This window comes from Pedobacter sp. (genome assembly GCF_965227205.1).
In the GTDB taxonomy this organism is placed as follows: domain Bacteria; phylum Bacteroidota; class Bacteroidia; order Sphingobacteriales; family Sphingobacteriaceae; genus Pedobacter.
On the sequence record NZ_OZ245727.1, the window covers coordinates 3,119,991 to 3,145,187 of the forward strand.

General features: G+C 35.2%; 23 protein-coding genes. 19 read left to right on the top strand and 4 right to left on the bottom strand.

What is annotated here, in order from left to right; translation table 11 throughout:
* Nucleotides 1-159: 159 nt before the first annotated feature.
* From ACO05K_RS13335 to ACO05K_RS13390, 12 genes are all read left to right on the top strand, one after another.
* Nucleotides 160-1,170 (top strand): DHH family phosphoesterase, encoded by a 1,011-nt coding sequence (locus ACO05K_RS13335; protein WP_421944925.1) that lies wholly within the window; start codon nucleotides 160-162, stop codon nucleotides 1,168-1,170.
* A 72-nt stretch (nucleotides 1,171-1,242) separates the two neighbouring features.
* Nucleotides 1,243-2,238 carry an FKBP-type peptidyl-prolyl cis-trans isomerase gene (locus ACO05K_RS13340; protein WP_421944926.1) on the top strand — a complete coding sequence of 332 codons (996 nt, stop codon included), beginning with the start codon at nucleotides 1,243-1,245 and terminating at the stop codon, nucleotides 2,236-2,238.
* Between the two features lie 490 nt (nucleotides 2,239-2,728).
* A complete protein-coding gene (locus ACO05K_RS13345; RefSeq protein WP_421944927.1) occupies nucleotides 2,729-3,496 on the top strand; it encodes a TatD family hydrolase in 768 nt (255 codons plus the stop codon).
* Nucleotides 3,497-3,811: 315 nt separating this feature from the next.
* The gene (locus ACO05K_RS13350; RefSeq protein ID WP_421944928.1) at nucleotides 3,812-4,831 is read left to right on the top strand and encodes an asparaginase; all 1,020 of its coding nucleotides are present in this window, start codon (nucleotides 3,812-3,814) and stop codon (nucleotides 4,829-4,831) included.
* An 81-nt stretch (nucleotides 4,832-4,912) separates the two neighbouring features.
* A complete protein-coding gene (locus ACO05K_RS13355) occupies nucleotides 4,913-5,611 on the top strand; it encodes a gamma-glutamyl-gamma-aminobutyrate hydrolase family protein (protein WP_421944929.1) in 699 nt (232 codons plus the stop codon).
* 601 nt (nucleotides 5,612-6,212) lie between these two features.
* Nucleotides 6,213-8,162: a beta-N-acetylhexosaminidase gene (locus ACO05K_RS13360; protein ID WP_421944930.1), complete on the top strand. Its 1,950-nt coding sequence runs from the start codon at nucleotides 6,213-6,215 to the stop codon at nucleotides 8,160-8,162.
* Entirely contained in the window at nucleotides 8,162-8,632 is a 471-nt protein-coding gene (locus tag ACO05K_RS13365; protein WP_421944931.1) for a CYTH domain-containing protein, read from the top strand. The genes ACO05K_RS13360 and ACO05K_RS13365 overlap by 1 nt, the downstream gene beginning before the upstream one ends.
* Nucleotides 8,633-8,649: 17 nt before the next feature.
* On the top strand, nucleotides 8,650-8,841 hold the full coding sequence (locus ACO05K_RS13370; RefSeq protein WP_421944932.1) for a KOW motif-containing protein: 192 nt from the start codon (nucleotides 8,650-8,652) through the stop codon (nucleotides 8,839-8,841).
* A gap of 165 nt (nucleotides 8,842-9,006) precedes the next feature.
* Nucleotides 9,007-9,468, top strand: coding sequence for a BON domain-containing protein (locus ACO05K_RS13375; protein WP_421944933.1), 462 nt, complete (start codon nucleotides 9,007-9,009; stop codon nucleotides 9,466-9,468).
* Between the two features lie 8 nt (nucleotides 9,469-9,476).
* The gene (locus ACO05K_RS13380; protein ID WP_421944934.1) at nucleotides 9,477-9,899 is read left to right on the top strand and encodes an SH3 domain-containing protein; all 423 of its coding nucleotides are present in this window, start codon (nucleotides 9,477-9,479) and stop codon (nucleotides 9,897-9,899) included.
* Between the two features lie 149 nt (nucleotides 9,900-10,048).
* Entirely contained in the window at nucleotides 10,049-10,297 is a 249-nt protein-coding gene (locus ACO05K_RS13385) for a hypothetical protein (RefSeq protein WP_421944935.1), read from the top strand.
* On the top strand, nucleotides 10,297-11,064 hold the full coding sequence (locus tag ACO05K_RS13390) for a DUF3667 domain-containing protein (protein ID WP_421944936.1): 768 nt from the start codon (nucleotides 10,297-10,299) through the stop codon (nucleotides 11,062-11,064). Before ACO05K_RS13385 ends, ACO05K_RS13390 begins: the two co-directional genes overlap by 1 nt.
* A 366-nt stretch (nucleotides 11,065-11,430) precedes the next feature.
* On the opposite strand, the gene uvrA is transcribed toward ACO05K_RS13390, so the two are convergent.
* A complete protein-coding gene (gene uvrA / locus ACO05K_RS13395) occupies nucleotides 11,431-14,274 on the bottom strand; it encodes an excinuclease ABC subunit UvrA (RefSeq protein WP_421944937.1) in 2,844 nt (947 codons plus the stop codon).
* 769 nt (nucleotides 14,275-15,043) lie between these two features.
* On the opposite strand from uvrA, the gene ACO05K_RS13400 reads away from it, so the two are divergent.
* Nucleotides 15,044-16,582 (top strand): reverse transcriptase domain-containing protein, encoded by a 1,539-nt coding sequence (locus ACO05K_RS13400; RefSeq protein WP_421944938.1) that lies wholly within the window; start codon nucleotides 15,044-15,046, stop codon nucleotides 16,580-16,582.
* Nucleotides 16,583-16,806: 224 nt separating this feature from the next.
* The gene (locus tag ACO05K_RS13405; protein WP_421944939.1) at nucleotides 16,807-17,373 is read left to right on the top strand and encodes a hypothetical protein; all 567 of its coding nucleotides are present in this window, start codon (nucleotides 16,807-16,809) and stop codon (nucleotides 17,371-17,373) included.
* A gap of 91 nt (nucleotides 17,374-17,464) precedes the next feature.
* Here the strand turns inward: ACO05K_RS13405 and ACO05K_RS13410 are convergent, their stop codons facing one another.
* Nucleotides 17,465-18,430 (bottom strand): hypothetical protein, encoded by a 966-nt coding sequence (locus ACO05K_RS13410; protein ID WP_421944940.1) that lies wholly within the window; start codon nucleotides 18,428-18,430, stop codon nucleotides 17,465-17,467.
* A 108-nt stretch (nucleotides 18,431-18,538) separates the two neighbouring features.
* On the opposite strand from ACO05K_RS13410, the gene ACO05K_RS13415 reads away from it, so the two are divergent.
* The 4 genes from ACO05K_RS13415 (at nucleotide 18,539) to ACO05K_RS13430 (ending at nucleotide 21,368) form a co-directional block, all read left to right on the top strand.
* Nucleotides 18,539-18,991, top strand: coding sequence for a DUF4262 domain-containing protein (locus ACO05K_RS13415; RefSeq protein WP_421944941.1), 453 nt, complete (start codon nucleotides 18,539-18,541; stop codon nucleotides 18,989-18,991).
* A 55-nt stretch (nucleotides 18,992-19,046) separates the two neighbouring features.
* Nucleotides 19,047-19,661 carry a hypothetical protein gene (locus ACO05K_RS13420; protein ID WP_421944942.1) on the top strand — a complete coding sequence of 205 codons (615 nt, stop codon included), beginning with the start codon at nucleotides 19,047-19,049 and terminating at the stop codon, nucleotides 19,659-19,661.
* A gap of 77 nt (nucleotides 19,662-19,738) precedes the next feature.
* Nucleotides 19,739-20,809, top strand: a complete 1,071-nt coding sequence (locus ACO05K_RS13425; protein WP_421944943.1) for a serine hydrolase domain-containing protein — start codon at nucleotides 19,739-19,741, stop codon at nucleotides 20,807-20,809.
* Between the two features lie 40 nt (nucleotides 20,810-20,849).
* Complete coding sequence (locus tag ACO05K_RS13430; RefSeq protein WP_421944944.1) at nucleotides 20,850-21,368, top strand: HEAT repeat domain-containing protein; 519 nt, start codon at nucleotides 20,850-20,852, stop codon at nucleotides 21,366-21,368.
* 57 nt (nucleotides 21,369-21,425) lie between these two features.
* Here the strand turns inward: ACO05K_RS13430 and ACO05K_RS13435 are convergent, their stop codons facing one another.
* Together ACO05K_RS13435 and ACO05K_RS13440 are read right to left on the bottom strand one after the other, a co-directional pair.
* Nucleotides 21,426-22,472: a 2Fe-2S iron-sulfur cluster-binding protein gene (locus ACO05K_RS13435; protein ID WP_421944945.1), complete on the bottom strand. Its 1,047-nt coding sequence runs from the start codon at nucleotides 22,470-22,472 to the stop codon at nucleotides 21,426-21,428.
* A 157-nt stretch (nucleotides 22,473-22,629) separates the two neighbouring features.
* Nucleotides 22,630-23,352, bottom strand: coding sequence for a lytic transglycosylase domain-containing protein (locus tag ACO05K_RS13440; RefSeq protein WP_421944946.1), 723 nt, complete (start codon nucleotides 23,350-23,352; stop codon nucleotides 22,630-22,632).
* A gap of 314 nt (nucleotides 23,353-23,666) precedes the next feature.
* Between ACO05K_RS13440 and ACO05K_RS13445 the strand changes: the two genes are divergently transcribed.
* On the top strand, nucleotides 23,667-25,151 hold the full coding sequence (locus tag ACO05K_RS13445; protein WP_421944947.1) for a pseudouridine synthase: 1,485 nt from the start codon (nucleotides 23,667-23,669) through the stop codon (nucleotides 25,149-25,151).
* Nucleotides 25,152-25,197 lie beyond the last annotated feature (46 nt).

Sequence of the window (25,197 nt, forward strand, 5' to 3'; positions counted from 1 at the left end):
CTAAATAACAATCTCTTTCGTGTATAAACCAACTTATTAAACAAATGCGTTAAAGCATTGTTCGTAAAATTTATAAAGATGTTAAACACAAAAGCAATTAAACCATTAAATAACAGTTTAACTAACACTAAATTTAATTAGCTTTGCAGCGCAAAAATTATGCTTACATTAACAGAATTAAAATCCATTCTGGCTTCGCCCCAGAAAATTGTTATCACTACACATCATAAACCTGATGGTGATGCAATGGGCTCATCGTTAGGATTGTACGGTTATCTTATACAGAAAGGCCATCACGTAAAAGTGATTACACCTACCGATTATCCAACATTTTTACATTGGATGCCCAATAATGCTGATGTTATAATTTTTACAGAGGAACAAGAAAAGGCTGCAAAACTTGTAGAAGAAGCCGACCTAATTTTTTGCCTTGATTTTAATACGCTAAGCAGAATTAACGAGCTTGGCGAATTGGTAAGAGCAGCATCTGCAAAAAAAGTGATGATTGACCATCACCTTGACCCAGAAGATTTTGATGATTACCGTCATTGGGACATAAACGCTTGTGCAGCTGCACAACTGGTTTACGATTTCATTGCAAACCAACTCAATGATAGCGACGGTATTAATAAAGATGTGGCAACTTGTTTGTATACAGGTATAATGACCGATTCTGCATCGTTTCGCTTTCCGTTAGCAACCTCAAATGTTTATCGCATTGCGGCAAACTTAATTGATTTAGGTGCAGAACATTGGAAAATACACCAATTAGTATATGATAACGCCAGCGAAGACCGTTTAAGGTTTTTGGGTTATTGCTTATCAAACAAATTAGAGGTTTTTCACGAATTTAACACTGCAATTATTACGGTTACTAAAGAAGAACTGGCAAAATACCACAGTGCAACAGGCGATACTGAAGGCGTGGTAAATTATGCTTTATCTATAAATGGAATTCGTTTAGCTGCATTAATTATCGAAAGAACTGATAAAGTGAAATTATCTTTACGTTCTACAGGCGACTTTCCTGCAAACGAAATTTGTAAAAAATACTTTAATGGTGGCGGTCACAGAAATGCCGCCGGAGGTGCATCAGATAAATCATTAACTGAAGTTATTGAACAATTTAAATCAATCTTACCTGATTATAAAAGTCAGTTAATCGCATAAATTAATAACAGAAATATAAATAATAGTGAAGTTGCAAAGCAAATTTCATGACCAAAAACAATTAACAATATAATGAAAAAAGGAATTATTATTCTATTTGCAGCAACAATGGGTTTAGCTGCATGTAACAATTACAAAAAGGGCGAAGGCGATTTGCAGTACAAAATCTTAAAAGATGAAGGCAAAGAAAAAATCAAAGAAGGCGATTTTGTAAAATTAAACGGTGTTCAAACTGTTGAGGGTACTACAAATGCAGATTCTACTTTGGTAAACACTTACGATAACGAGCGTCCGGCGTTTTTCCCAATTAACAAATCTATGTTTAAAGGCGATTTAGTTTCGGCTTTAAAAATGTTAGGCGAAGGCGATAGTGCATCTTTCAAATTAAATTTAGATTCGATGGCTAAATATTCTGGCCAACCAAAACCAGCAGGTTTAAAATCTAACTACGCAACTTTTACAGTTAAAATCGAAAAAGTATTACACAAAGCTGCAAACGAAGCAGATTCTACTTTCGAAAAAAAGAAAAGAGATTTCTTTGAAACAGAATACAAGGCTTTAATCGAGAAAAACAAAAACAACGAAAACGCCAAAATTAAAAAATATGTTGAAGAGAATAAATTAGATGTTAAAACTACAGCATCAGGTTTACAATATATTATCGAAAAACCAGGTAATGCAGAAAGAGCTGCATTAACAGATACTGCTATCGTTGATTATACTGGTCAGTTTACAAACAAAAAAAGCAATGGCGATCCAAATGTTTTCGACAGTTCTGATGAGAAAATTGCTAAAAAAGCAGGAATTCACTCTCCAATGGCACAATATGCTGCTCGTCCATTAGTTTTAAACCAATTGGCTCCGGGTTTTGTAGAAGGTGTTCAATTAATTGGTGTTGGTGGTAAAATTAAAATCATCATTCCTTCTAAATTAGGTTATGGCGAAAATGGTGGTGGTCCAATCAACCCATTCACTCCATTAGTTTTCGATATCGAAATCAAAGCAATTAAAAAAGGTCCGGCTGGTGCACCAGTTGCAGCACAACCACAAGCTGCTCCGGTACAATAATTAAATAAAATATTTTTCTAAGCCTCAGGATTTATAATTCTGGGGCTTTATTTTTTACTTATTTTTTTGTCTTTTTATGAACCTTACGAAGTCTAACTAAACAAGATACTCAATAGACTTCGTAAGTTTAAAAAGCCAAAAGTATTTCCGCGTATGTCGGGGCTAAGAACAATGGAAATCGCCTAAACTCTGAGGGAAGCTCCCCTCCTTTTTTAAGGAGGGGCGGGGGTGGTTTGGCTTGAAAAACTTACGAAGTCTAACTAAACAGAATGCTAATAGACTTCGTAAGTTTGCTTAGCTCTGGCGAAAAACCCCAGTTCTTAAACGTGATTGGAGTGATTCCCGATTTTTCATCGGGAGTAACAAAAAGCAGGACTACAAACCGCCAAACGCACCGAAGCATTCATTTCCAAAATATTAATAGTTAAAAGATAACTTTTAAAATCCATCAGCAATTTACCTTTCAAAGCTTTATCCTTACCTTTGCCAAATGATTTTTACCGATACACACACACATTTATATTACGAACAAGACGCAGAAAAACGAGCTCAGTTAATGGAGCGTTGTTTTGAAAACAATGTGAACCGATTGTTCTTACCGAATGTTGATGTTGCATCGATTAAAATGATTGATGATTTGGTAAAAAAGTATCCAGAGAACTGTTTCGCGATGGCTGGATTGCACCCCTGCGATGTAAAAGACGACTACGAGACACAACTGCAAGAAATTTATAACAGCATTAATGGTAGAAAAATTTACGCCATCGGTGAAATTGGTATTGATTTATATTGGGATAAAACCACTTTAGGTATTCAGCAAGATGCTTTTCGCAAACAAATAAACTGGGCAAAAAATTTAGACTTACCAATTGTAATACATTGCAGAGAAGCTTTTGATGAAGTTTTTGAGGTTTTAGAAGCAGAGAAAGATGATAAACTTAGAGGGATTTTTCATTGCTTTACCGGAAATGAGCAGCAAGCCAACCAAGCCATAAACTTAAATTTCTATTTAGGAATTGGCGGTGTTGTAACTTATAAAAAAGCAGGTTTAGACTTGGTTTTAGCAAATATTCCTTTAGATAAATTAGTATTGGAAACCGATTCGCCATACCTTGCTCCTGTTCCTTTTAGAGGCAAACCAAATGAAAGCAGTTACTTGATTTATGTTGCCCAAAAACTGGCCGAAATTTATAATGTATCGGTAGAAGAAATAGCGAATATTACTACAGCCAATTCTAAAAAGATTTTTGGAGTGTAAACATTCATTTTCGAAAATTTTATATAGGCTAGTCGTAGGTAAGTCTTCAGTGTTGCCCTTACGTCATTGATTTAAGAAAAGAAGTTGTCAGTCTGAGCCTGTCGAAGACCTTTTTTACAATTGAAAAATAAAAAACATTTGTCCTTCGACAAGCTCAGGATGACAATATTTTTTTGTTTTCCCTTAAGTTAATAAATCCTCCCCCTGCCCCCTAGAATGGTGCAAAACCTGCATTAATTGTTAATTCATTGAAAACTAATCTGCGAATTACAAATCTTTTGCGTTCTTTTGCGCTGAGCAACCTATACCAACCAAATGACTAAAATTTTGATAATTTATACCGGTGGAACCATCGGTATGGTGAACGATCCGGATAATGGAATGTTAATTCCTTTTGATTTTGAACAAATAAAAAATAACGTTCCAGAACTGAGCCGATTAAATTATCATTTGGATGTTCATTCTTTTGAACCTGTTTTGGATTCATCAAACATGAGTCCTGAAATATGGAAAACCTTAGCCGAACTTGTTTACAGCAATTACGATGCTTACGATGGCTTTGTAATCCTTCATGGTTCTGACACGATGGCTTTTACAGCTTCTGCATTGAGTTTTATGTTAGAAAACTTGGGCAAACCTGTCGTTTTAACGGGTTCGCAATTACCTATCGGACAAATCAGAACCGATGCGAAGGAAAATTTAATTACTGCCTTAGAAATTGCCGCAACAAAAGAAGACGGTAAAGCGCTTGTACCAGAAGTTTGCATTTATTTTGATGCACAATTATTTAGAGGTAACCGTTCTATTAAATACAATATCGAAAAGTTTGAGGCTTTCCGTTCGCCAAATTATTCTCTTTTAGCCGAAGCTGGTGTTCACTTACAATTTCATAAAAACTACATTTTAGATACTCCTGAAGAAAGCTTGAAACTCCGCACTAACTTCAATTCAAATATTGGTGTGCTTAAACTCTATCCTGGTATTACGCCGCAAGCAGTACTGGCCATTACCGAATCTAAAGTAGATGCAATAATTCTGGAAACCTTTGGTTCTGGAAATACCACAACGGCTGAATGGTTTTTAGACAGTCTAAAAGAAGCGATTGCAAAGGATAAAATCACTGTAGATATCTCTCAATGTAAAAAAGGCTCTGTACAATTAGGCCGTTACGAAACCAGTAGAGAACTACAGCAAATGGGCATTTTAAGCGGTTATGACTTGACTTTTGAAGCTACCGTAACCAAACTTATGTTTGTTATGGGCTTAGGTTTACCAATTGAAGAGAGTAAAAAACTGATGGAAAAATCGCTTCGTGGTGAGTTGACCAGCGAATAATTTCTCAAATCTCTAATTGCGATTTCGGCCGAATTCCATTAATTTAGGGCATTATCTTTTTATCAATAAAGAAAGAATTAAATGTCTGATAAAATTATTATCGGTGTTACCGATTGCAGCAAATTTGAAATCTATCGCGACTGGGTTTTAAGTTACGATGAACGTGTTGAAGTAATTCAGCTCGGTTACAAGCTTAATAACTTCGATGATATAAAAAAATGTGATGGCATTGTTTTAACCGGTGGCGAAGATGTTCACCCGAGGTTTTACAATCAGCCAGAATATTATCCATACTGCTACGATGACGATATTGATGAGCAACGCGATGAATTTGAATTTAAAGTTCTAACCTACACTGAAGAGAATAGTATTCCGGTTTTAGGCATTTGCAGAGGTATGCAAGTTGGAAATGTATTTTTCGGTGGTAACTTAATCCCCGACATTCCTACCTGGGGAAAATTTGCGCACTCTAAAATGCCTGATAAAAGCGATAGATACCACGAGATTATTGTAAATCCATCTTCCTGGTTAAGCCAGATTGTAAATACCGATAAAGGCTTAGTAAACAGTAACCATCACCAGAGTACAGATAGAGTTGCCAAAGATTTTGTTGTAAGTGCAATTACGGCCGATGGAGTTGCTGAAGCAATGGAGCGTTTAGATCCCGAAGGAAAAGGTTTTTTACTATTTGTACAATGGCATCCCGAACGTTTAAAAGATAAACAGAGTCCATTTAGCAAGAATTTGCACAATGCTTTTATCAACGCGATTACAAAGTAAATAAACACTCAGCCGTTATTTAGTAACCTAACAAATCATTAATGCTCTACATTAAACGAATATATTTCACAGACCAATTCGAGAAACAAAATTTAGAGAAATGTTTAAGAAGTCGCAGTCTTCGAAGAAATAAATCTTTAGATATTTTATTTGAGACTTCAAATATTGGGTCGGATAAATACTTTTTTGGAAATGAAAATGATAAGAACTTAAAGTTTACGAGAATTAAAACTTCATTCGAAACAATTCTTCCAAAAATAATCATATCTTTTCCTAAAGACAATAGTATAACCTATTACAAACTTAGGCCTTCTTTTTTTACCGTATTGATTTTTCTATTCTTATCAATACTTGTTGTATCATCATTTTTGGCAGTAGTTGTAAAATCAGGAAGTATAGATGATTTCTTCATTTCCTTGTTGCTATTAGTTGCGTATATATTACTTATTCTATTAGAATTAAAACTAACAGGTAAAAAGATAGAAAAATCGAAACATTAGAATTAATATTACTGATTAAAATCCTTCCAAAAAACCCATCTAAATCTTTTTTATTAAATTGCCGATTAATAATTTTCAATTAATCATCAGTAAAATATTTAATGAGAAAGCTATTCCTGATTGTTTCCTTTTGCATTTTCACAATAAGTGGATATGCCCAAACCATAGTAAATGAAACTGAAATTGGCGACGGAGATGCTATTGCAGTACAAACGCCAATAGCCATAATTCCAGAACCGGTTTCGTTAATGAAGAAAACCGGCACTTTTACTTTGCCTGAAAATGTAATCATTCATGCTGTAAAAAGTAGCGAATTGAAACAATCTATTGCTTTTCTTACAGATAGAATAACTACTGCAACCGGAAAATTTGTGAGTACTGCAAACAGTGCAGCGCACCCAACAATCAAGTTAATTCTAAATACTCAGGAAGATGCTCAACTTGGAAATGAGGGTTACAAGCTTAATGTTAATCCAGCACAAATTGTAGTAACCGCAAATAAACCTGCCGGGATTTTTTGGGGCATACAATCCTTAATTCAATTGTTTCCTGCGGAGATTGAAAGCAAGGAATTGGTTGGCAATGTAAAATGGAAAGCGCCTTGCGTTGATGTTATTGATTATCCAAAACTTGGTTGGAGAGGATTGATGTTTGATGTTGCCCGCCATTTTTTCACCAAAGATGAAGTTAAACGTTTCATTGATGATATGGTTCGCTATAAGTTTAACTTATTACACTGGCATTTAACAGATGATGAGGGTTGGAGAATCGAAATAAAAGGCTTACCTAAACTGACTGAAGTTGGCGCATGGAGCGTAAAAAAAGTTGGAACTTTTGGCGATTTTATTCCGCCTACCGCAGATGAGCCTCGTACTTATGGCGGTTTTTACACTCAGGAAGATATAAAGGAAATTGTACAATATGCGCAAGAACGTTTTGTAAATGTTATGCCCGAAATCGACGTTCCCGGACACAGTTTAGCGGCAATTGCTTCTTACCCTGAATTATCTTGTACCCCAGATGCGGTGAATTACAAAGTTCGTTCTGGAGAAAAAATTATGGATTGGAGCCGTGGTGCGCCACCTTTAGCACTGGTTGATAACACACTCTGTCCCGCTAATGAAAAGGTTTATGTTTTTCTGGATTCAGTGATTACACAGGTTGCAAAACTTTTCCCTTTCGAATACATACACATGGGTGGAGATGAAGCACCGCATAATTTCTGGGAGAAAAACGAGCAAGTTAAACAACTAATGCAACGTGAAGGCTTAAAAACCATTCCGCAGGTGCAGGCTTATTTTGAAAAACGTGTAGAGCAAATCGTAGTTTCAAAAGGTAAAAAGTTTATGGGTTGGGATGAAATTTTAGAAGGTGGTGTATCGCCGACTGCCTCTGTTATGAGCTGGAGAGGTTTAAAATATGGTATTCAGGCATCAAAAGATAAACATAATGTGGTTATGAGTCCGACGGATTTTGCCTATTTGGATTATATGCAGGCCGACGTAATTACAGAACCTAAAGTTTATGCTTCTCTACGTTTAAATAAAACTTACCAGTTTAACCCAATTCCGGCAGGTGCCGATCCAAAATACATTATTGGTGGTCAGGCAAATTTATGGACGGAGCAGATTTTTAATTTCCGCCAGGTTCAATATATGGTTTGGCCGAGAGCATTTGCAATATCAGAATCGGTTTGGAGCCCAATTGAAAAGAAAAATTGGGTAAATTTTGTAGATAGAACAGAACAACACTTCAAGCGTTTAGATTTAGCTGAAACCAAATACTCTGCAGCGATTTACGATCCATCTATTAATGTAAAAAGATCTCCTGACAAACAATTAATGATAGAATTAACCCCAGAAATTGAAGGTTTAGACATTTATTACAGCTTCGATAATTCTACTCCAGATCGTTTTTACCCTAAATATACTTCAGCAATTACGCCACCAAAAGATGCAAGTATGCTGCGTATCATTTCTTACAAAGGCAAACAGGCTGTTGGTAGATTAATTAGCTTGCCGATTACAGACTTACAAAAGCGTGCTAAATAATGGGGCAGGAAATAGAACGCAAATTCCTAATAAAGGTAGCCGAATGGGAAGGATTAGATAAACCAAGCGGAAAGCAGCTAAGGCAAGGGTACATTTTAACTGACCCGAATAAAACCATCCGAGTAAGAATTGCCGATAAAACTGCCTGGTTAACCATAAAAGGCATTTCTGTTGGTGCATCGAGATTGGAATTTGAATATGAAATCCCATTGCAAGAAGGAAATGAATTGCTGGATAACTTTTCAGAAGCTGAATTAGAAAAAGTAAGATATGAAATTGCTCATAAAGGAAAACTTTGGGAGGTTGATGTTTTTGCAGGCGATAACAAAGGCTTAATCGTAGCTGAAATTGAACTTTTATCAGAAGATGAACAATTTGAACTCCCAGACTGGGTTGCCGAAGAAGTTACTCATGATAAGAAATACTACAATTCAAATTTAACCAAACATCCTTTTAAAAATTGGGAATAGTTAAGAATACCTGAATTATGGATTTACAACAAGTATCAATACTAAAAGATGGAGATAAGTGTATGGTTATTAACGGCACACACAAAGGTAAATCTGGTATAGTAAGCGATATTAACACGAGTAAAACTGGCCATATCACAATAACGGTTACCCAAACAACAGGTATAAAATTCAAAACGTTAGGAAAGAATGTTGTTGTAGCTAATTAATACTTCTGATAAAATGTGAATAAATAATTGTCCGTTTTAAAAACTCAATAAAAGGCAATTCTTATATTCCTCTTTCGAAATAATCATCCTTGTTTAAACTTTAAATCAGTTATCCCTAAATAAACTGATTCTACGATTAAAAATTTTAAACAATTATATTAAAGGATGAAAACAACTAAATTTTTAATGAGTGCGGTTATCGCAGCTACGCTATTTTTTGCCAGCTGTAAACCAAAAGATGCAGATATTCAGTCTGCTGTGCAAGCTAAAGAAGCTGCAGGAATTACTGTAGCAGTAGCCAAAGGTGATGTTACGCTTACCGGCGAAGTTGCCGATGAGGCTGCAAAAGCTAAAGCTGAAGAAATTGCTAAAGCGGACAAAGGCGTTAAATCGGTTATTAACAGCTTAACAATTAAAGCCGTAGCGCCTGTAGTTATTGCAGAAGACTCAGCTTTAACTAAAAACGTTGCTGATGCAACTAAAGATTTCCCGACAGTAAAAGCCGAGGTTAAAGATGGTGTGGTTCTGCTAACAGGAGAAATTAAAAAAGCATCTCTAATTACATTAATGCAACAACTTAGCGCATTAAAACCTAAAAAAATCGACAATAAATTAACCGTAAAATAACCTGAACAATGGCATTACAAGAAAAATATAAAGCGTTAACCGATGCAGCAGTTTCTGCCGGAATTTCAGATTTAGCAGTACGCGAACAAGATGGAATTTTATATGTTGATGGTACAGCAGCTAATGCAACAACAAAGGATAATCTTTGGGAAATATACAATCAAATTGACCCGAATTTTGCTTCTGGCGATTTAGTGTTAAACGTTAACGTATCAATTGATGTTGCGGTAACGCATGCAAAAGTAATTACAAAAAGCAGCAATTTAAATATCCGTAAAGGTCCGGGAACTGACCAGCCAATTGTTGGTAAAGCTGCACATGATGAAATTATTACGCTTGTAAACCGCAGCAATGATTTGTGGTGGTTAGTGCGTACTAAAGATGGAGAAGAAGGTTATTGTTATGCACAATACTTAGAACCTCAAGCTTAAAATACATTGAAGCGCAATCGGCAACGGTTGCGCTTTTTTTATAACTATAAAATCCTTAAAAAAAGCAATTTCATAAGTAACCAAAAGTTTATATAAACTTTAACCGAATTTTACTAAATTCGGCTCTGTTTAGATAAACCAAACTATCTATGAAAAATAATAACTTATCCGACCAAAGTATTGAATCACTAATTAAGCAAAGAAATTTGTTAAAAGGTGTTGCAATTGGTTTTGGCATCGTATTGCTTTTATCATTTAGTGTAATTTTGTATGTAGCCGTCCAGAAGAAAAACTTTGGACTAATTGCTGTGCTTCCGGCAAGTATGATAACCTTATTACCAATACTTATCCGTTTCGGCCAAATAAACACTGAAATAAAATCTAGACAAATTAACTAGTGGATTCAAACGCTCCTGCACTTCATCACAATTGTTTAAACTGCAATCGTGAGCTTACCGAAAATTATTGCCAAAGTTGTGGGCAGAAATCAAGCACACACCGTTACTCTTTAAAACATTTTGTTGAACATGATTTCATTCATGGCATTTGGCATGTTGATAAAGGTGTTTTATATACCATTAAAGAACTTTTTACCAGACCAGGGCATAGCGTTCGTGAATTTATTCAGGGTAAAAGAGCACGTTTCTTTAGTTTCGTAACACTGATCGTAGTTATTCTGGCTACATCTGGATTATTGTCGCAGTATACGCAAGTCCACATTACGGATTTAATGCCAAAAAGCATGCAGCAAACCATGAATTCAATAGAGAAATTCACAACAAAATATCCGAAGCTTGTTATCTTAATTTTAATACCTATCTATTCGTTATTTAGCTTTTTATGGTTTAGAAAAGCTAAGTTAAATTACAGCGAGCATTTAGTTTTAAACTCTTATAAAACTGCAGGTGAACTAATTTTTGGTTTGTTTTTTTCGGTATTAACCATATTCTACACTAATATTATCGTGCTATTTTATATATACTATGTATTTATTGCTTTGGGCACGATAATCTACAGCGTTTGGTTTTATAGCCAATTCTTCGCTGGCCACCCATACTCTAAAAAGGGGGCAATATTCAGGGCAATTATGATTCCTGTATCGTATTTGTTCCTGTCTGGAATTATTGGATTTGTATTAGGTGTATTGGGAGCGGTTAAAAAGTAGGTTCTTAAAATTTGAACATAATATAGTCTAGAGAATTTTTACGAGTAGAGATTGCTTCGTCGTGCCTCCTCGCAATGACGGAAACGGGTATCTTAAAAAACTCTGTCATTCTGAAGGTTAATTTATTTCATAAAAATCAATATTAGCGAATTCGTCTTTGCGAGGTACGAAGCAATCTCTGGAAAATTATCTCGAATGAGATTGCTTCAATCGATGAAAAATCGATTTCGCAATGACGGGAATTTAATCAATTATCAAATTTCATTTTCGGTTGTCAGTCTGAGCATAGTCGAAGACCAGCAATGAACCAATAACAAATTCAGCAAATAACCAAGGCTCAATTAACCAATTCTACAATTAACCAATCTACAATCCCATCTCTTTCTTCAAGAACTTCCCAGTCAAGCTAATTGGATTCTGAATTAAACCTTCAGGCGTTCCTTCAAATAAAATTCTTCCACCACCTGCGCCACCTTCTTCACCTAAATCTATCACCCAATCGGCAACTTTAACCACATCTAAATTATGTTCGATGACTAAAATTGTATTGCCTTTATCTACCAGTTCCTGCAACACACCTAAAAGCACATTGATATCTTCAAAATGTAAACCGGTTGTTGGCTCATCTAAAATATAGAAAGTTTTACCTGTATCCTTTTTCGATAATTCTGTTGCAAGCTTAACACGTTGCGCCTCACCACCCGATAAAGTAACCGAAGATTGACCTAAAGTAATGTAGCCTAAACCAACATCTTTTAAGGTTTTTATTTTACGGTAGATGTTCGGAATGTGCTCAAAATAAACACAAGCATCTTCAATGCTCATATCCAATACATCGCTAATCGATTTTCCACGATAACGCACTTCTAAAGTTTCGCGGTTATATCTTTTACCACCACATTCTTCGCAAGGCACTTGTACATCAGGCAAGAAATTCATTTCAATAACCTTCATTCCTCCACCCTGACAAGTTTCGCATCTGCCACCTTTTACGTTAAAAGAGAAACGACCAGGCTTGTAACCACGAATTTTAGCCTCAGGCAATTGAACAAATAGGTTTCTGATATCAGAAAAAACACCTGTATAAGTTGATGGATTTGAACGTGGCGTTCTACCAATCGGCGCCTGATCAATTTCAATAACCTTATCAATTTCTTTTAAACCCGTAATTTTCTCGTAAGGCAAAGGCGTTTTCTTAGCCCTAAAGAAATGGTGATTTAAAATTGGGTACAAAGTTTCGGTAATTAAACTCGATTTACCACTACCCGAAACGCCAGTTACTGCAATAAATTTACCAAGCGGAAAATCGACAGAAACATCTTTTAAATTATGTCCGTGGGCTTTAACGATTGATAATTTATGACCGTTACCTTTGCGCCTAACTTTAGGGATTTCGATGCTTTTTTTACCGTTTAAGTATTGTGCCGTTAAAGTATTCGATTTTAAGATTTGCTTTGCAGTTCCTTCTGCAACAACTGTTCCACCGTGTATTCCTGCTCCCGGACCAACATCAATTACCCAATCGGCCTCCAAAATCATGTCTTTATCATGCTCTACAACCAGAACGGTATTGCCTAAATCGCGAAGATTTTTAAGTGCATTAATTAAACGTTCGTTATCGCGTTGGTGCAAACCAATACTTGGCTCATCAAGAATGTACATTACGTTCATCAATTGCGAACCAATTTGCGTTGCCAAACGAATCCTTTGTGCTTCGCCACCAGAAAGTGTACGAGCAGTTCTATCCAACGTTAAATAAGTTAAACCAACATCAGTTAAAAATCCAATACGGGCGTTAATCTCTTTTAAAATTTCTTTGGCAATAATATTCTGACGCTCAGAAAGGCGTTCATCAACATTTTCAAACCATTTGTGAAGGTTATTAATATCCATCGACGACAAATCGAAAATATTTTTACCATCAACTTTAAAATGCAGGCTTTCTTTTTTTAACCTTGCGCCATTACATTCAGGGCAGGTTTTAAGTTTTCTAAAAGCTTCCAAATCATCAACAGCACTTTCACTTCTTTTCTCGTTTTGCTCTTCAAGCATTTTAATTATTCCATCGAAAGTGATGTTATAATTCTGTACGTTCCATTTATTGTATTCTACCTCAACCTTTATTAAATCGTGAGTACCATTTAAAATAATATTGATAACCTCATCGCTTAATTTTTCTATCGGCGTAGATAAAGAGAAATTGTATTTTTTTGATAATGATTTTAAAACCTGAAACATCCAGGTATCGCGGTATTCGCCAAGCGGAGCCAAACCGCCATTTAAAATGCTCAGTTTCGGATTTGGCATTACCGATTCCTTATCTACTACGAAAATATAACCTAAACCATCACAACGCTCACAAGCACCATAAGGCGAGTTAAATGAAAAACTGTTTGGCTGAGGTTCATCGTAAGAAATTCCGGTGGTTGGGCACATTAAGAATTTACTAAAATGCGCCACATTATTATCCTTATCGCTGATTTTGATAACACCCTTACCCATTTTCATGGCAATTTGAAGGGAATCTAACAGGCGTTTTTTATCTTTCTCGTCGATGATTAACCTATCGATTACAACCTCGATGTCGTGAATTTTATACCTGTCGACTTGCATTTTAGCAGTGATGTCTTTGATTTCTCCATCAACACGAACTTTAGTATAACCTTGCTTACGGATTTGCTCAAACAACTCACGATAATGCCCCTTTCTACCCTTAACTACCGGAGCAAGAATATTTACGGCAACACCATCAAACTTTTTATAAATATTTTGCAGAATCTGATCTTCGCTCATGCGCTCCATTTTCTCGCCGGTATTGTACGAGTAAGCATCTGCAACACGAGCATAAAGCAAACGCATAAAATCGTAAATCTCGGTAATGGTACCCACCGTAGAGCGTGGATTTTTACTGGTGGTTTTTTGTTCTATGGCAATAACCGGACTTAAGCCCGAAACCTTATCTACATCGGGGCGTTCCATGCCGCCCATAAACTGGCGACTGTAAGCGCTGAAAGTTTCCATGTAACGGCGTTGTCCTTCGGCGTAAATGGTATCAAAAGCCAAAGAAGATTTGCCACTACCACTCAAACCGGTTATTACAACCATCTGGTTTCGTGGGAAACTAACATCGATATTTTTTAAATTATGTACCCTTGCACCGTAAACTTCTACATCTTTTTGCTCGCCAAGGTCGATAGATTTATTGCTCATATTTTTTAAAAAAGTTGAGGAATTACAAGCCACAAAAAAGGCAAAATTCCAATCGGCAAAATTGCTAAAAATTTTATCAAAATGAAAGCCTAATCCAATCTGTATTAAGGATTAATTGTCATAATTATTTGCATGCTTTTTACTAATTGATATTGACATTTTGAAAGGCTTTCTCTATTAACATTAAGCGGAGGCAAGGGTTTTGTATTTTTTAGTTTTTGGTATTCGCAAAGCGGATAAAATATTTTATGGGTGATTTAAATTTATTAGTTTTAGAAGAATAAATTTTACGCTACTCTCTTTTTTGCTTGTTTCATCTTTTTGGGGTGGGATGTGTGATTATGTGGATATGTAAGTTAGATCTTACCCTATGAAAGACACTTGATAGAAAAATATAAAAACAGACAATATAATAATGGATATTAACTAATAAAGATTTAGGGGGCAGAAGGTCGGAATGATACGTTTTACTATTTGACACCACGTTAAGACATACGTTAACTGGGAAGGAGAATACCAATTTCCAAATATTCTTTAAATAGAATTGAGGAAAGAGTTATCAACAGCATCATGCCTGTTGTAATCTTGAAGTTGGTTCTGCGTTTGACGTTTAGCAACATATTTATTGTGTTTATGAATTTAATGACGAAGATAACAATTTCTATACCTGAAAAGAGTAGTGTCGCAATAGCCTTGAAAAAGGCAAAAGCTTCGTCAGAGCCTGTACATTTCAAACCTGCTACTATAAATCTGCCCCTTTTTTTAAACTATGGAATTAGAAAGTTGGTTTAAACTTAAAAAATATCCACATATTGGATTACCAATTACAATCGAAGATTATAATTGGGTAAAAGAATACATAATGGATAAAGAAAAAGTTAGAGTTCATAGTTTTCTACCTCTAATTCATAAGTGTATTTCACAAAGAAAATTCAGACCCGATAAATTAAGAGCTGACAAAACAAAAACTAAAAAGAGATTTAGAATAAAAGATAAAAAAAATAGAGATATATATTTTGCTTCTCATTTAGACTCATTGATTTTCTCTTATTTCAATAGTTTACTCGTTGAATCATACGAGAATTACATAAAGAGTAAGACCTTTAATAATTCAATCGTTGCTTATAGAAAAATCCCAATGTTCGAGGGAGCAGAATCGAATAAATGCAACATTGACTTCGCAAAATCAACATTTAAATTTATAAAAGATAATAATGATAAAAAACTAACGGTTATTGTCGCTGATATAACTTCATTTTTTGATAATCTTGACCACAAACTTTTAAAAAAACAATGGGCAAAAGTATTAAATTCTTCCACACTACCTCTGGAACATTATAATGTATTTAAAGCACTTACCAAAATCAAATACGTTGAAGGTGAACAGCTTTTTAAAAATTATAACAATACAATGTTAGTGAAACGGGGAGTTCCAAATTCAAATAATGAATTTGAATATGTTCGAAAAGAAATTTTAAAGTCAAATTATTTTAAAGAAAAAAAAGCAATTGCGTATTGCGAAAAAAGTGATTTTCTTAAAAATAATCTAAAAATAATAATTTCGAAAAACAACGTTAAAGGTATACCTCAAGGAAGTCCGATAAGCGCAACATTAGCAAATGTTTATATGTTGGATTTTGACCAAAATATTTTCAATAAAATTGATTTAATTGGTGGCTTCTACCAAAGGTATAGTGATGATTTGATAGTTGTTTGCGAACAGCAATATGAAGACGAAATAATAAAAACTATTAGAGAAAGTATTGCAGATAAAAGTATTGCAAACCTTGAAATTCAATCAAAAAAAACAAAAGTGTATCGTTTTGAAAATATAGGTATAAAATTTACTGGTTTTGAAATAGACGAAAAAAATAAAGCACCAAATTTCAACAAAAAGTTAGAATATTTGGGTTTCTCTTACGACGGAGAAAATGTATTAATTAAATCAGCTGGCTTCTCAAAATTTTATCGTTCAATGATAAAGTCTTTTAAAAAATCAGCCTCTTTCGCAAGAAATAGCAAGAACCCAGATAAAAGAATTTTTAAGTCAAAACTCTTTAAAAGATTTACCCACAAAGGTGCAAAAAGGAAATTGATTTATAGGCCATCAAAAATTGACAACACTAAATACGTAAAAAGTAAAGAATATAATTGGGGAAACTATTTAAGTTATGTTTTGAAGGCAGACCATACCATGAAGGAAATAAATAATTCAGATTCAATTAAAAGACAAACTCGAAAATTATGGAGAAATTTCAATAAACTATTGGAAATATATGGAGAACCAAAAAACGCCCCACTAGTTTAGGTGTTCGCTCATTCAGCGGTTCAACTATTTTAAGTGTTCGCTTTTTCAGCGGTCACTTAAATTTACAATACAACCGAAGACTTTGTCTTGAGATACAACTCTAGCGAAAATACAATGCTACATTTCGGTCGGAGACCTTAGTTTCAGTTAAAGATTTAAGTGACCATACGGAAAACTTAAACCAGAAACGGGATATATAAACTAATAGCAATTTTAAATGATATATGCGAATTAATATAGACGTTGACCAATCAATTAAAAGTGAGCGTTTAAAAGTACTTTATCAAGACTTTTATCAAAAATTTGAATCTATATTTTACATTTTTCTATCACTGGCTATGATTTTAGTAGGATTAGTTGCCCCTACAATAATGACAGTTCAAGGGATTATTGAAGGCCGAGAGAAAATCATATCGCTTTTAGTAACCTTCTCCCCATTTATCATCTTAGGGTTACTGACTTTTTATGCATTAATAAACGACAATAGACTACAAAGATTTAAAGGTAGAACTCAGGAATTTAACCGTAACGTTATTTTAGAAATTTTGGAGCAGCGGTTTAAAATTCATGTTAATAAGACTGAAGGAAAAACAATGAGAATTTATAAGAAAGCGACTTTCTGGAAATGGGGAACGAGGGTAATCGTCATTCTCGACAATCAAGATATTTTAATCACCATTTCACGTTTTAATTACAGAGGACTTAAATCACCTTTTCATCCATGGTTTGACAACCTGAAAATAAAGTCAATTATCAGAGAGTTTAACGAAAAAAATAAAAACGCCGCTTAAAAATTCCCCACTAGTTTAAGTGTTCGCTTTTTCAGCGGTCACTTAAATTTACAATACAAACCGAAGACTGTGGCTGAAAACTTAGAATTAGCTATTCCCTCCCCCTGTTTCTTAAAAACCCAGACGATAACCCAAAACGCATATACGCATACTTATCCTGAAAATAAATGTTGTAGTTATCCTCTCCGTAATAACCTACCGCAGCCATTAAAAACACATTATGCATAAACGGGAAACTATAATTAAAGTTAATTTCCGCATTCAGTCGCTTTTGAATATTGGCAATATTTTTCCTGGGGATATTATTAATGGCGTAAGAAAACTCTGCATTTAACCTCCAGGTTTCTTTCTCGCTCTTTTTATTGTTCTGTATTAGCGATTTTCGTTCGATTTCATCATACCTCCTGAAAGAGAAATTATATAACAATCTGGTAAAACCGAAACCATCATCTAAAACCGGCTCATATCTAAAAAGTTTATGACTTTGAAAACCTACCCTATGATTTACGGTATAATATTTCGTTTCGCCAATCGCCGATTTTAACAAATGCCCAAACCGATAAGAAAACGTTAAATAATTGGCATTAAAATTACCGTTGAAGGTGTTAATGCTTCCATCCGGATTTCTTGCATCCTGGTCTTGTCCGTTAGAATGATGCGTAAATGCCAGTTCTGCATATTTATAATTATTGGGGTTTTGATTTAAGCGAGCATACAGAGCACCACCCAAACGATAACTTGGCGTACGAACAGCAGCAGAAAATTCATTACGCACACGAACCGTAAAATCGGGAATGATAGAAAACGCCACAGGCGATTTATAACTTCCTAAAAGCATGTAAGTAGTAGTTAACCGACCATTAATTACATATTTGGTTGGTGCGCCAATTTCTCCACCCGGAGATGTATAAGCTAAATCGGCATTTTCTTTATACAGACTTACGAAAGATTTATTGGCGATTTCCCGTTTCAGCTGAATAGAATCTGTAACGTTTGCCTGGGCAAAAAGCAACGTGGGGAGTATGATATTTACAAGGAGCAGGAGCTGTTTCTTCATTACCCAATAAACGTTTGTTTGCAAAGAACGGTTTTGTGTTTTATAGAAATGGCGAATAATTAAGTTAAAATTTTATATTCGTTTTAATCACAATATTAATACTGAACAATGGAAAAAGACAGAATAAGAGCTTATTTTGAAATAGTTGATAATAACATCAAAAAAAATGGATTTCATGTAACCTATGTTCAAGAGGAAAAAGATTTCACCCCCTTCGGTTATTCAACAGGGTTATATAAAAATTTTGGAATACCTGAGGCTTTTGTTTCTGGACTACCAAATGGGCTTACTAATAATTTGATACATAAATATGCTGAGACATTCAAAGCACAAGAAATTCCTCTAAATAAAAGATTGAATAATTTAATGGACGATTTCCCTGTTTATATAATTCCTGTGGAAAACAAAAATTTAAGCAAAAAGATATTAAGTTCATTTAAGTGGTATGAAGACGATGTTTTCAAATCTATTCAAATTATTTTCCCAGACTTAGCAGGAAAATTCCCTCAAGAAACCGGATATGATTATGACCAGGAAATTATGGGTCATTTGTTTGTATAGAGAAACAATTCTTAATTACATTACAATCAAACTATCTTATTTAAAAAATGAATTAATGATAAAGAAAATAGCAATCTTGGTGACCTTATGGTTGGTTTACACTTTTTCTGAATATTTCTATCTTCCATATTTTGTAAAGTTATTTTCTTGGCTTTTAGTCTCCATAACCTTGTTCATCTTATTAGTTAGACAGACTATAAAAGTGGTTAAGGAACGGAGAGACTTAAGGATAAGTAGGCTATTAAATCTTTTTATAACATTATTTCTATTTTTTCTTACATTTTACAATTTGAACAAAATTCCTAGCTCAATTATTGAAAAAATTGATTGGACTATTTCTTATAATAAACGTCTTCAAACTGTGAATGAAGCACTCATCGAAAAAATTAAACCAAATAGTAAAATGAATAATGGAATTTGTAAACTTCCATTTGACTTTCCGATTATTTCAAATGGAGGAAACGACATCTGGATTTATCAAAATAAAGTTAAAAACACAAAAACCATTAAATTTTGGATCTCTCGAGGTTTTTTCGAGTCCCCGCAAACTTATTTTATTTTCACAAATGACAACGGAACAAAAAAGCAATATGAGGAACAAATAAAAGCAAAGCCTGAATATAATTGGAAATTAGAAGAAAATTGGTATCGAATAATGGAACGCTATTGAGTGCGCTACTTAACACAAACCAAACACCCTATTTAAACTTTCTCTAAAAAAACAGTCAAAGTTTAAAACCCAACATTATGAAAAGTCTGTACCTATTGTTATTGGCAATGCTATCTTTAGTAAGCTGCCGTAAAAGTGGCGAACCAACGCCAACCACGCCTGACACAAATCTTTATTTCCCGACAAATTCTGGCAGCACATGGGAAACAACTGCCCCATCACAATTGGGCTGGAATGCTACAGCCATTGCAGATTTAAAAACTTTCCTCGATCAAAAAAACTCGAAATCGTTTATGATACTCGTAAATGGTAGAATTGTGATGGAAGAATATTTCAATGGACATACCGCATCAACCGAATGGGAATGGAACAGCGCAGGCAAAACTTTAGTATCAACTACAACAGGAATTGCACAACAGGAAATCTTACTCAAAATTGGCAATAAAGCCTCAGATTATTTAGGAACTGGCTGGACAAGTATGCCATCTGATAAGGAAAACTTAATAACCGTAAAAAATTTACTCACCATGACATCGGGCAATGATGATACCAAGCAATTTGTGGTAAAACCTAATCTTACTTACGTTGCAGATGCGGGTACAAGATGGGCTTACAGCAATATTTTTCAGAAATTAACAGATGTTGTTGCCAAAGCAAGCAACAAGGATTTCGAAACTTACTTTAACGAGAAACTGAAAAATAAAATCGGTATGGATGGTTTCTGGAATTTCGGAACCATATATACCATTTACCACAGCAGTACAAGAAGCATGGCAAGATTCGGGCTTTTAGCACTAAATAAAGGCAAATGGAAAGACGAACAAATCATCAACGAGCCATATTTTACAGAAAGCATTAATACTTCGCAAAGCATAAATCCATCTTATGGTTATTTATGGTGGCTTAACGGCAAAAGCAAGTTTATGATTCCTGGTGAGCAAACTGTTTTCAACGGGTTTTTAGTGCCTAATGCACCTGCAGATATGTACGCCGCTATGGGCGCAAACGACCAACGCATTTACGTAATCCCGAGCAAAAAAATGGTGATTATCAGAATGGGCAATGCATCAAATCCAAGCAATCCAAATTTTGCAGTTTCAGGATTTGATAACGACCTTTGGGCAAAAATAAATGCGGTTATAAACTAGAATTATAATCAGCAGCAATCGACTAACCAAAATATGCAAAATGACTTTAGAAGAAATATTTAAAGATAAATCAATAAAGGCCAAAACAAAGGTTTCAACCATTGGCGAATGGTTACTGAATAACGAATTACCAATTGAAGAATTATTAGCTTATACCGAAAATCAAAAAGCAACGGATAAAGCAACCTGCATAGAAGCAATAGAATACGCGACTAAAAAAGAACCAACCTTAGCTACCGAAGATTTATTCATCTACGTAACCAAAGCATTAAAAGATACCGAACCAAGGGTAAAATGGGAGAGTGCAAAAGTGATTGGTAATATTGCCAAGCTTTTACCAACGCACTTACTAGACGCGATTAATAATCTGCTATCCAATGCTGAACATTCGGGTACAGTTGTGCGCTGGGCAAGTGCTTATGCTCTAGCTGAAATACTCAAACTAAAAACCGATAACAATAAAAAACTGTTACCGAAAGTTGAAGCAATTTGCGAGAAAGAGGAAGATAACGGAGTTAAGAAGAAATACCTTGATGCACTCAAAAAAGTGAAAAAATAATTCGATAAAAACTGAGAGGAAGATTAGCGTAATCGATAGCAGTTACAACAGGCAAATTTAATCCCATTCAATCGTTGTTCCGTTTTCAGTTGGATGGCCTGTGCAAACTAAAACCCTACCCCTTTCCAATTCATCATCGGTTAAAACTTCGTTATAATCCATACGGACATTTCCTTTTGTGCAATTTGCAACGCAAGTGCTGCAAACGCCTCCTCTACAACTATAAGGCAGTTTAATTTTATGCTCAAGCGCAACATCTAAAATCCGTTTTGGCCAGGGAATATCAAGATGATGAACTTCGCCTCTAAAGTTTAAAACAACTGAATAAGTATTCTTGTCTACCACTTTTTCTGTGCTGTCATCTTCATCAACCTCATCTTCCGGCAAAACAAAGGTTTCTCGTTTTATCTGCGTAATATCAAAACCCATCCCCAATAACGTAATCCGGCACAAATCCATGTAAATTATCGGTCCGCAGGTATAAAAAAGCGCATCATTTCTATCAAAAACTAAATGTTCTTTTAATAGCTTATCGATGTAAAACTTATTTAACCTTGCAGTCATTAAATTTTTGCTGTTACTGAAAACCCAGATCACTTTTAACCTATCGGGATATTTCGCCTGCCATCCACTTATCTCATTATAAAATAAAGCATCCTCTAAAGAACGATTGCTGTAAACCAAAGTAATTTTTGATTGTTGCTCGGTTACCAAAGCCGTCTTCATAATCGAGAAGAGTGGGGTAATGCCTACACCTGCGGCAAAAAGAAAAACATCACGCTTAAGCATTTTCTCTGGCAGGTAGCTAAACAAACCCTGGGGTTCTTGTGCAAATAGCACATCATTAACAGAAGTTTTATGATGCAAAAGCCTGGAGATTTCACCATTTTCTACCCGCTTTACGGTAATGGCCAATGGTTCATCAACATCTGGCGAACTGTTAAAAGAATAAGAACGCCTAATCTCGCCATGTTTTCCCTGAAAAATTAAAGATATAAACTGACCAGCAAGGTATTTAGGATAATCACCGTCAACAGATTTAAGCTGAATGGTAATATTATCACCTGGTTGGGGTATTATTTTTTCTATTTGCAGTTTATACATATTGCAAAGAAAGGAATTTGAAGGGAAAGGAGAAAGCGCAGCGAAATTAGGAGAGAAAAATTCCGTGAATTCTGTGATTCCGTGGCTAAAAGAATCTCGCAAAAAAAAACGTCCTGAAAAAATTCAGGACGTTTACCAAATGCTTGTCTTTTATTTATTATTCGGCGTTATAAGCCAATAACTCTTTAGGCTTTTCGTAACCATAACGTGCCGGGTGCTCAATAATCTGTTTCATCGAAATCACTTTATAAACGTAACCACCGGTTTCACGGTTAAGTTTCATTTTGTAGTAATTGTCTTGATTTTGATTATCGATTTGCCTGCGTAAACGTCCGTCGCCAACATTATATGCCGCAGCAACTAATGTCCAGCTCTCTAAGCCTCTATACATTTCTTTAATGTATTTGCAGGCTGCAACGGTAGATTTGCGCAAATTATAACGCTCATCTGTATTGCCGTTAACTTTCAAACCATAGCTGCGTGCTGTTCCTGGCATAAACTGCCAAACTCCAGCTGCACCTTTGGGCGAAACGCCACCTTGCATCCCCGATTCTACTAATGCTAAGTATTTAAAATCTTCAGGAATTCCATACGCTGCTAAAATCGGTTCTATAATTGGGAACCATTCTGCAGCCTTGCGTTGTAATCGATGTGTTTGTGTGTTATCGAACGTGTGTGCCGCAAGGATTTTTTTCATTTTTCGCTCAACTCTTCTATCACCTAACGGCAATGTTTCATCAGCGAAATTTAATCGGGCCATCAGAGATTTTGGCTCTTCTTTTTTTGGCTCTTCTTTTTTGGGTATTGTAGTGTTTAATTTTTCTTCTTTTAAAAGACTTTTTTGTGCTAAGGGCATTTGGTAAGCGAACACTTTTGCCATGATAAATAGTGCAGACACTATCAAAAATGGTACTATGTGTTTCTTTAACATCTTCCTCCTTTTTTTGGTGAACTTATAAAAAACGTTGGCAAAGGTAAAAAATAATGATCAGATTATCAAGCACTTGCGTAATTATCACTACAAAACAGCTTTTAAAGTGCTTTAAACGTGGGTTTTAAATTTTGTTTTTCATCCCAAATTTCCTATTTTAGAGGCTATTTTTTTATCAAATTTTTACGCTGCTCAAAATTGTATTATTCATCAATTTTGCCTAAATTTGCAGCCCGCATTTTAGGTGCGGTTAATTGCGTATCATGATAAATAAAAACAACAGGAACAGTCGGGATGACAAGTCCAAACCGGGCAGCCGGAAAACAGAAGGCAGAAGCAGCGCCGGAAGTTCTGACAGAAAAAGGTCAGAAGACAAAGACAGTAAATTCAAAAAATCATCCGATTCAAAAGAAGGCTTCAGACCTAGAAGCGCAGGCAGCAAAGATTTCAAATCAAAATCTTTCGGCGATAAAAGAGATTTCAAACCAAGAGGCGATCGCGATTTCAAATCGAGAGATGAAGAGCCAAAAGCTTTTAAATTCGGAGAACGCGAATTTAAATCTAAAGATGCAAAACCAGAAGGACGAAGCTTTAAACCAAGAGAAGGCGGTTCTAGAGATTACAAGCCAAGAACAGGCGATCGTGATTTCAAATCAAGAGAGGGTGGCTCAAGCGATTACAAACCGAGAACAGGAGAAAGAGATTTTAAATCAAAAGATGGAGCAAGAGACTATAAACCAAGAGGAGAGCGTGATTTCAAATCTAAGGATGGAGATTCGAGAACTTTTAAACCGAGAACTGGCGACAGGGATTTCAAACCTAGAGAAGGCGGATATAAAGATTTCAAATCAAGAGGTGGAAAAACTGATGATTTTAAACCAAGTGCAGGAAGTTCTAGAGATGTAAAACCTAGAGCTGGTGCAGATAGCAGACCTTTTAGAAAACGTGAAGAAGCTCAACCGAGAGATACGGAGTTTAATCGCGAAGAAAGAACTGTAATTAAACAAGGTAGAAAAACAAACGAAGATAAAGGCTTAATTCGCCTTAACAGATATATTTCAAATGCAGGTATTTGTTCTCGCCGTAAGGCCGATGAATTAATTGCAGCCGGCATTATTACCGTTAATGGCGAAGCTGTTACGGAACTTGGACATAAAGTAGACCCAGCGAAAGATTTAGTTCGCTACAATGGCGAATTATTAAAACGCGAGAAAAAGGTTTACGTTCTATTAAACAAACCAAAAGATTACATCACTACAACCGACGATCCACAGGAACGCCGTACAGTAATGCAATTGGTTGATAAAGCTAGTCGCGAACGTATTTATCCGGTAGGAAGATTAGACCGTAACACTACAGGTTTACTTTTAATGACTAATGATGGTGATTTAGCAGATAAATTATCTCACCCTAAAAACGGAATCACTAAAATTTACAACGTAGAGTTAAATAAGGCTTTATCACAAGGTGATTTAAATAAAATTTCTTTTGGTTTAGAATTAGAAGATGGTTTAATCAAACCTGATAACATTTCTTACGTTGCAGGTGGAACCAAAAAGGAAATCGGCATTCAAATCCACAGTGGTAAAAACCGTATTGTTCGTCGTATTTTCGAACATTTAGGTTATTCTGTAGAAAAGTTAGATCGTGTAGTTTATGGCAACTTAACTAAGAAAGATTTACCAAGAGGCAGATGGCGCTATTTAGAAGAGCATGAATTAATTCAAATTAAACATTTGATAAAATAGAATATAAGGCAATCGAAAGGTTGCCTTTTTTGTTAGGTTTATTTTC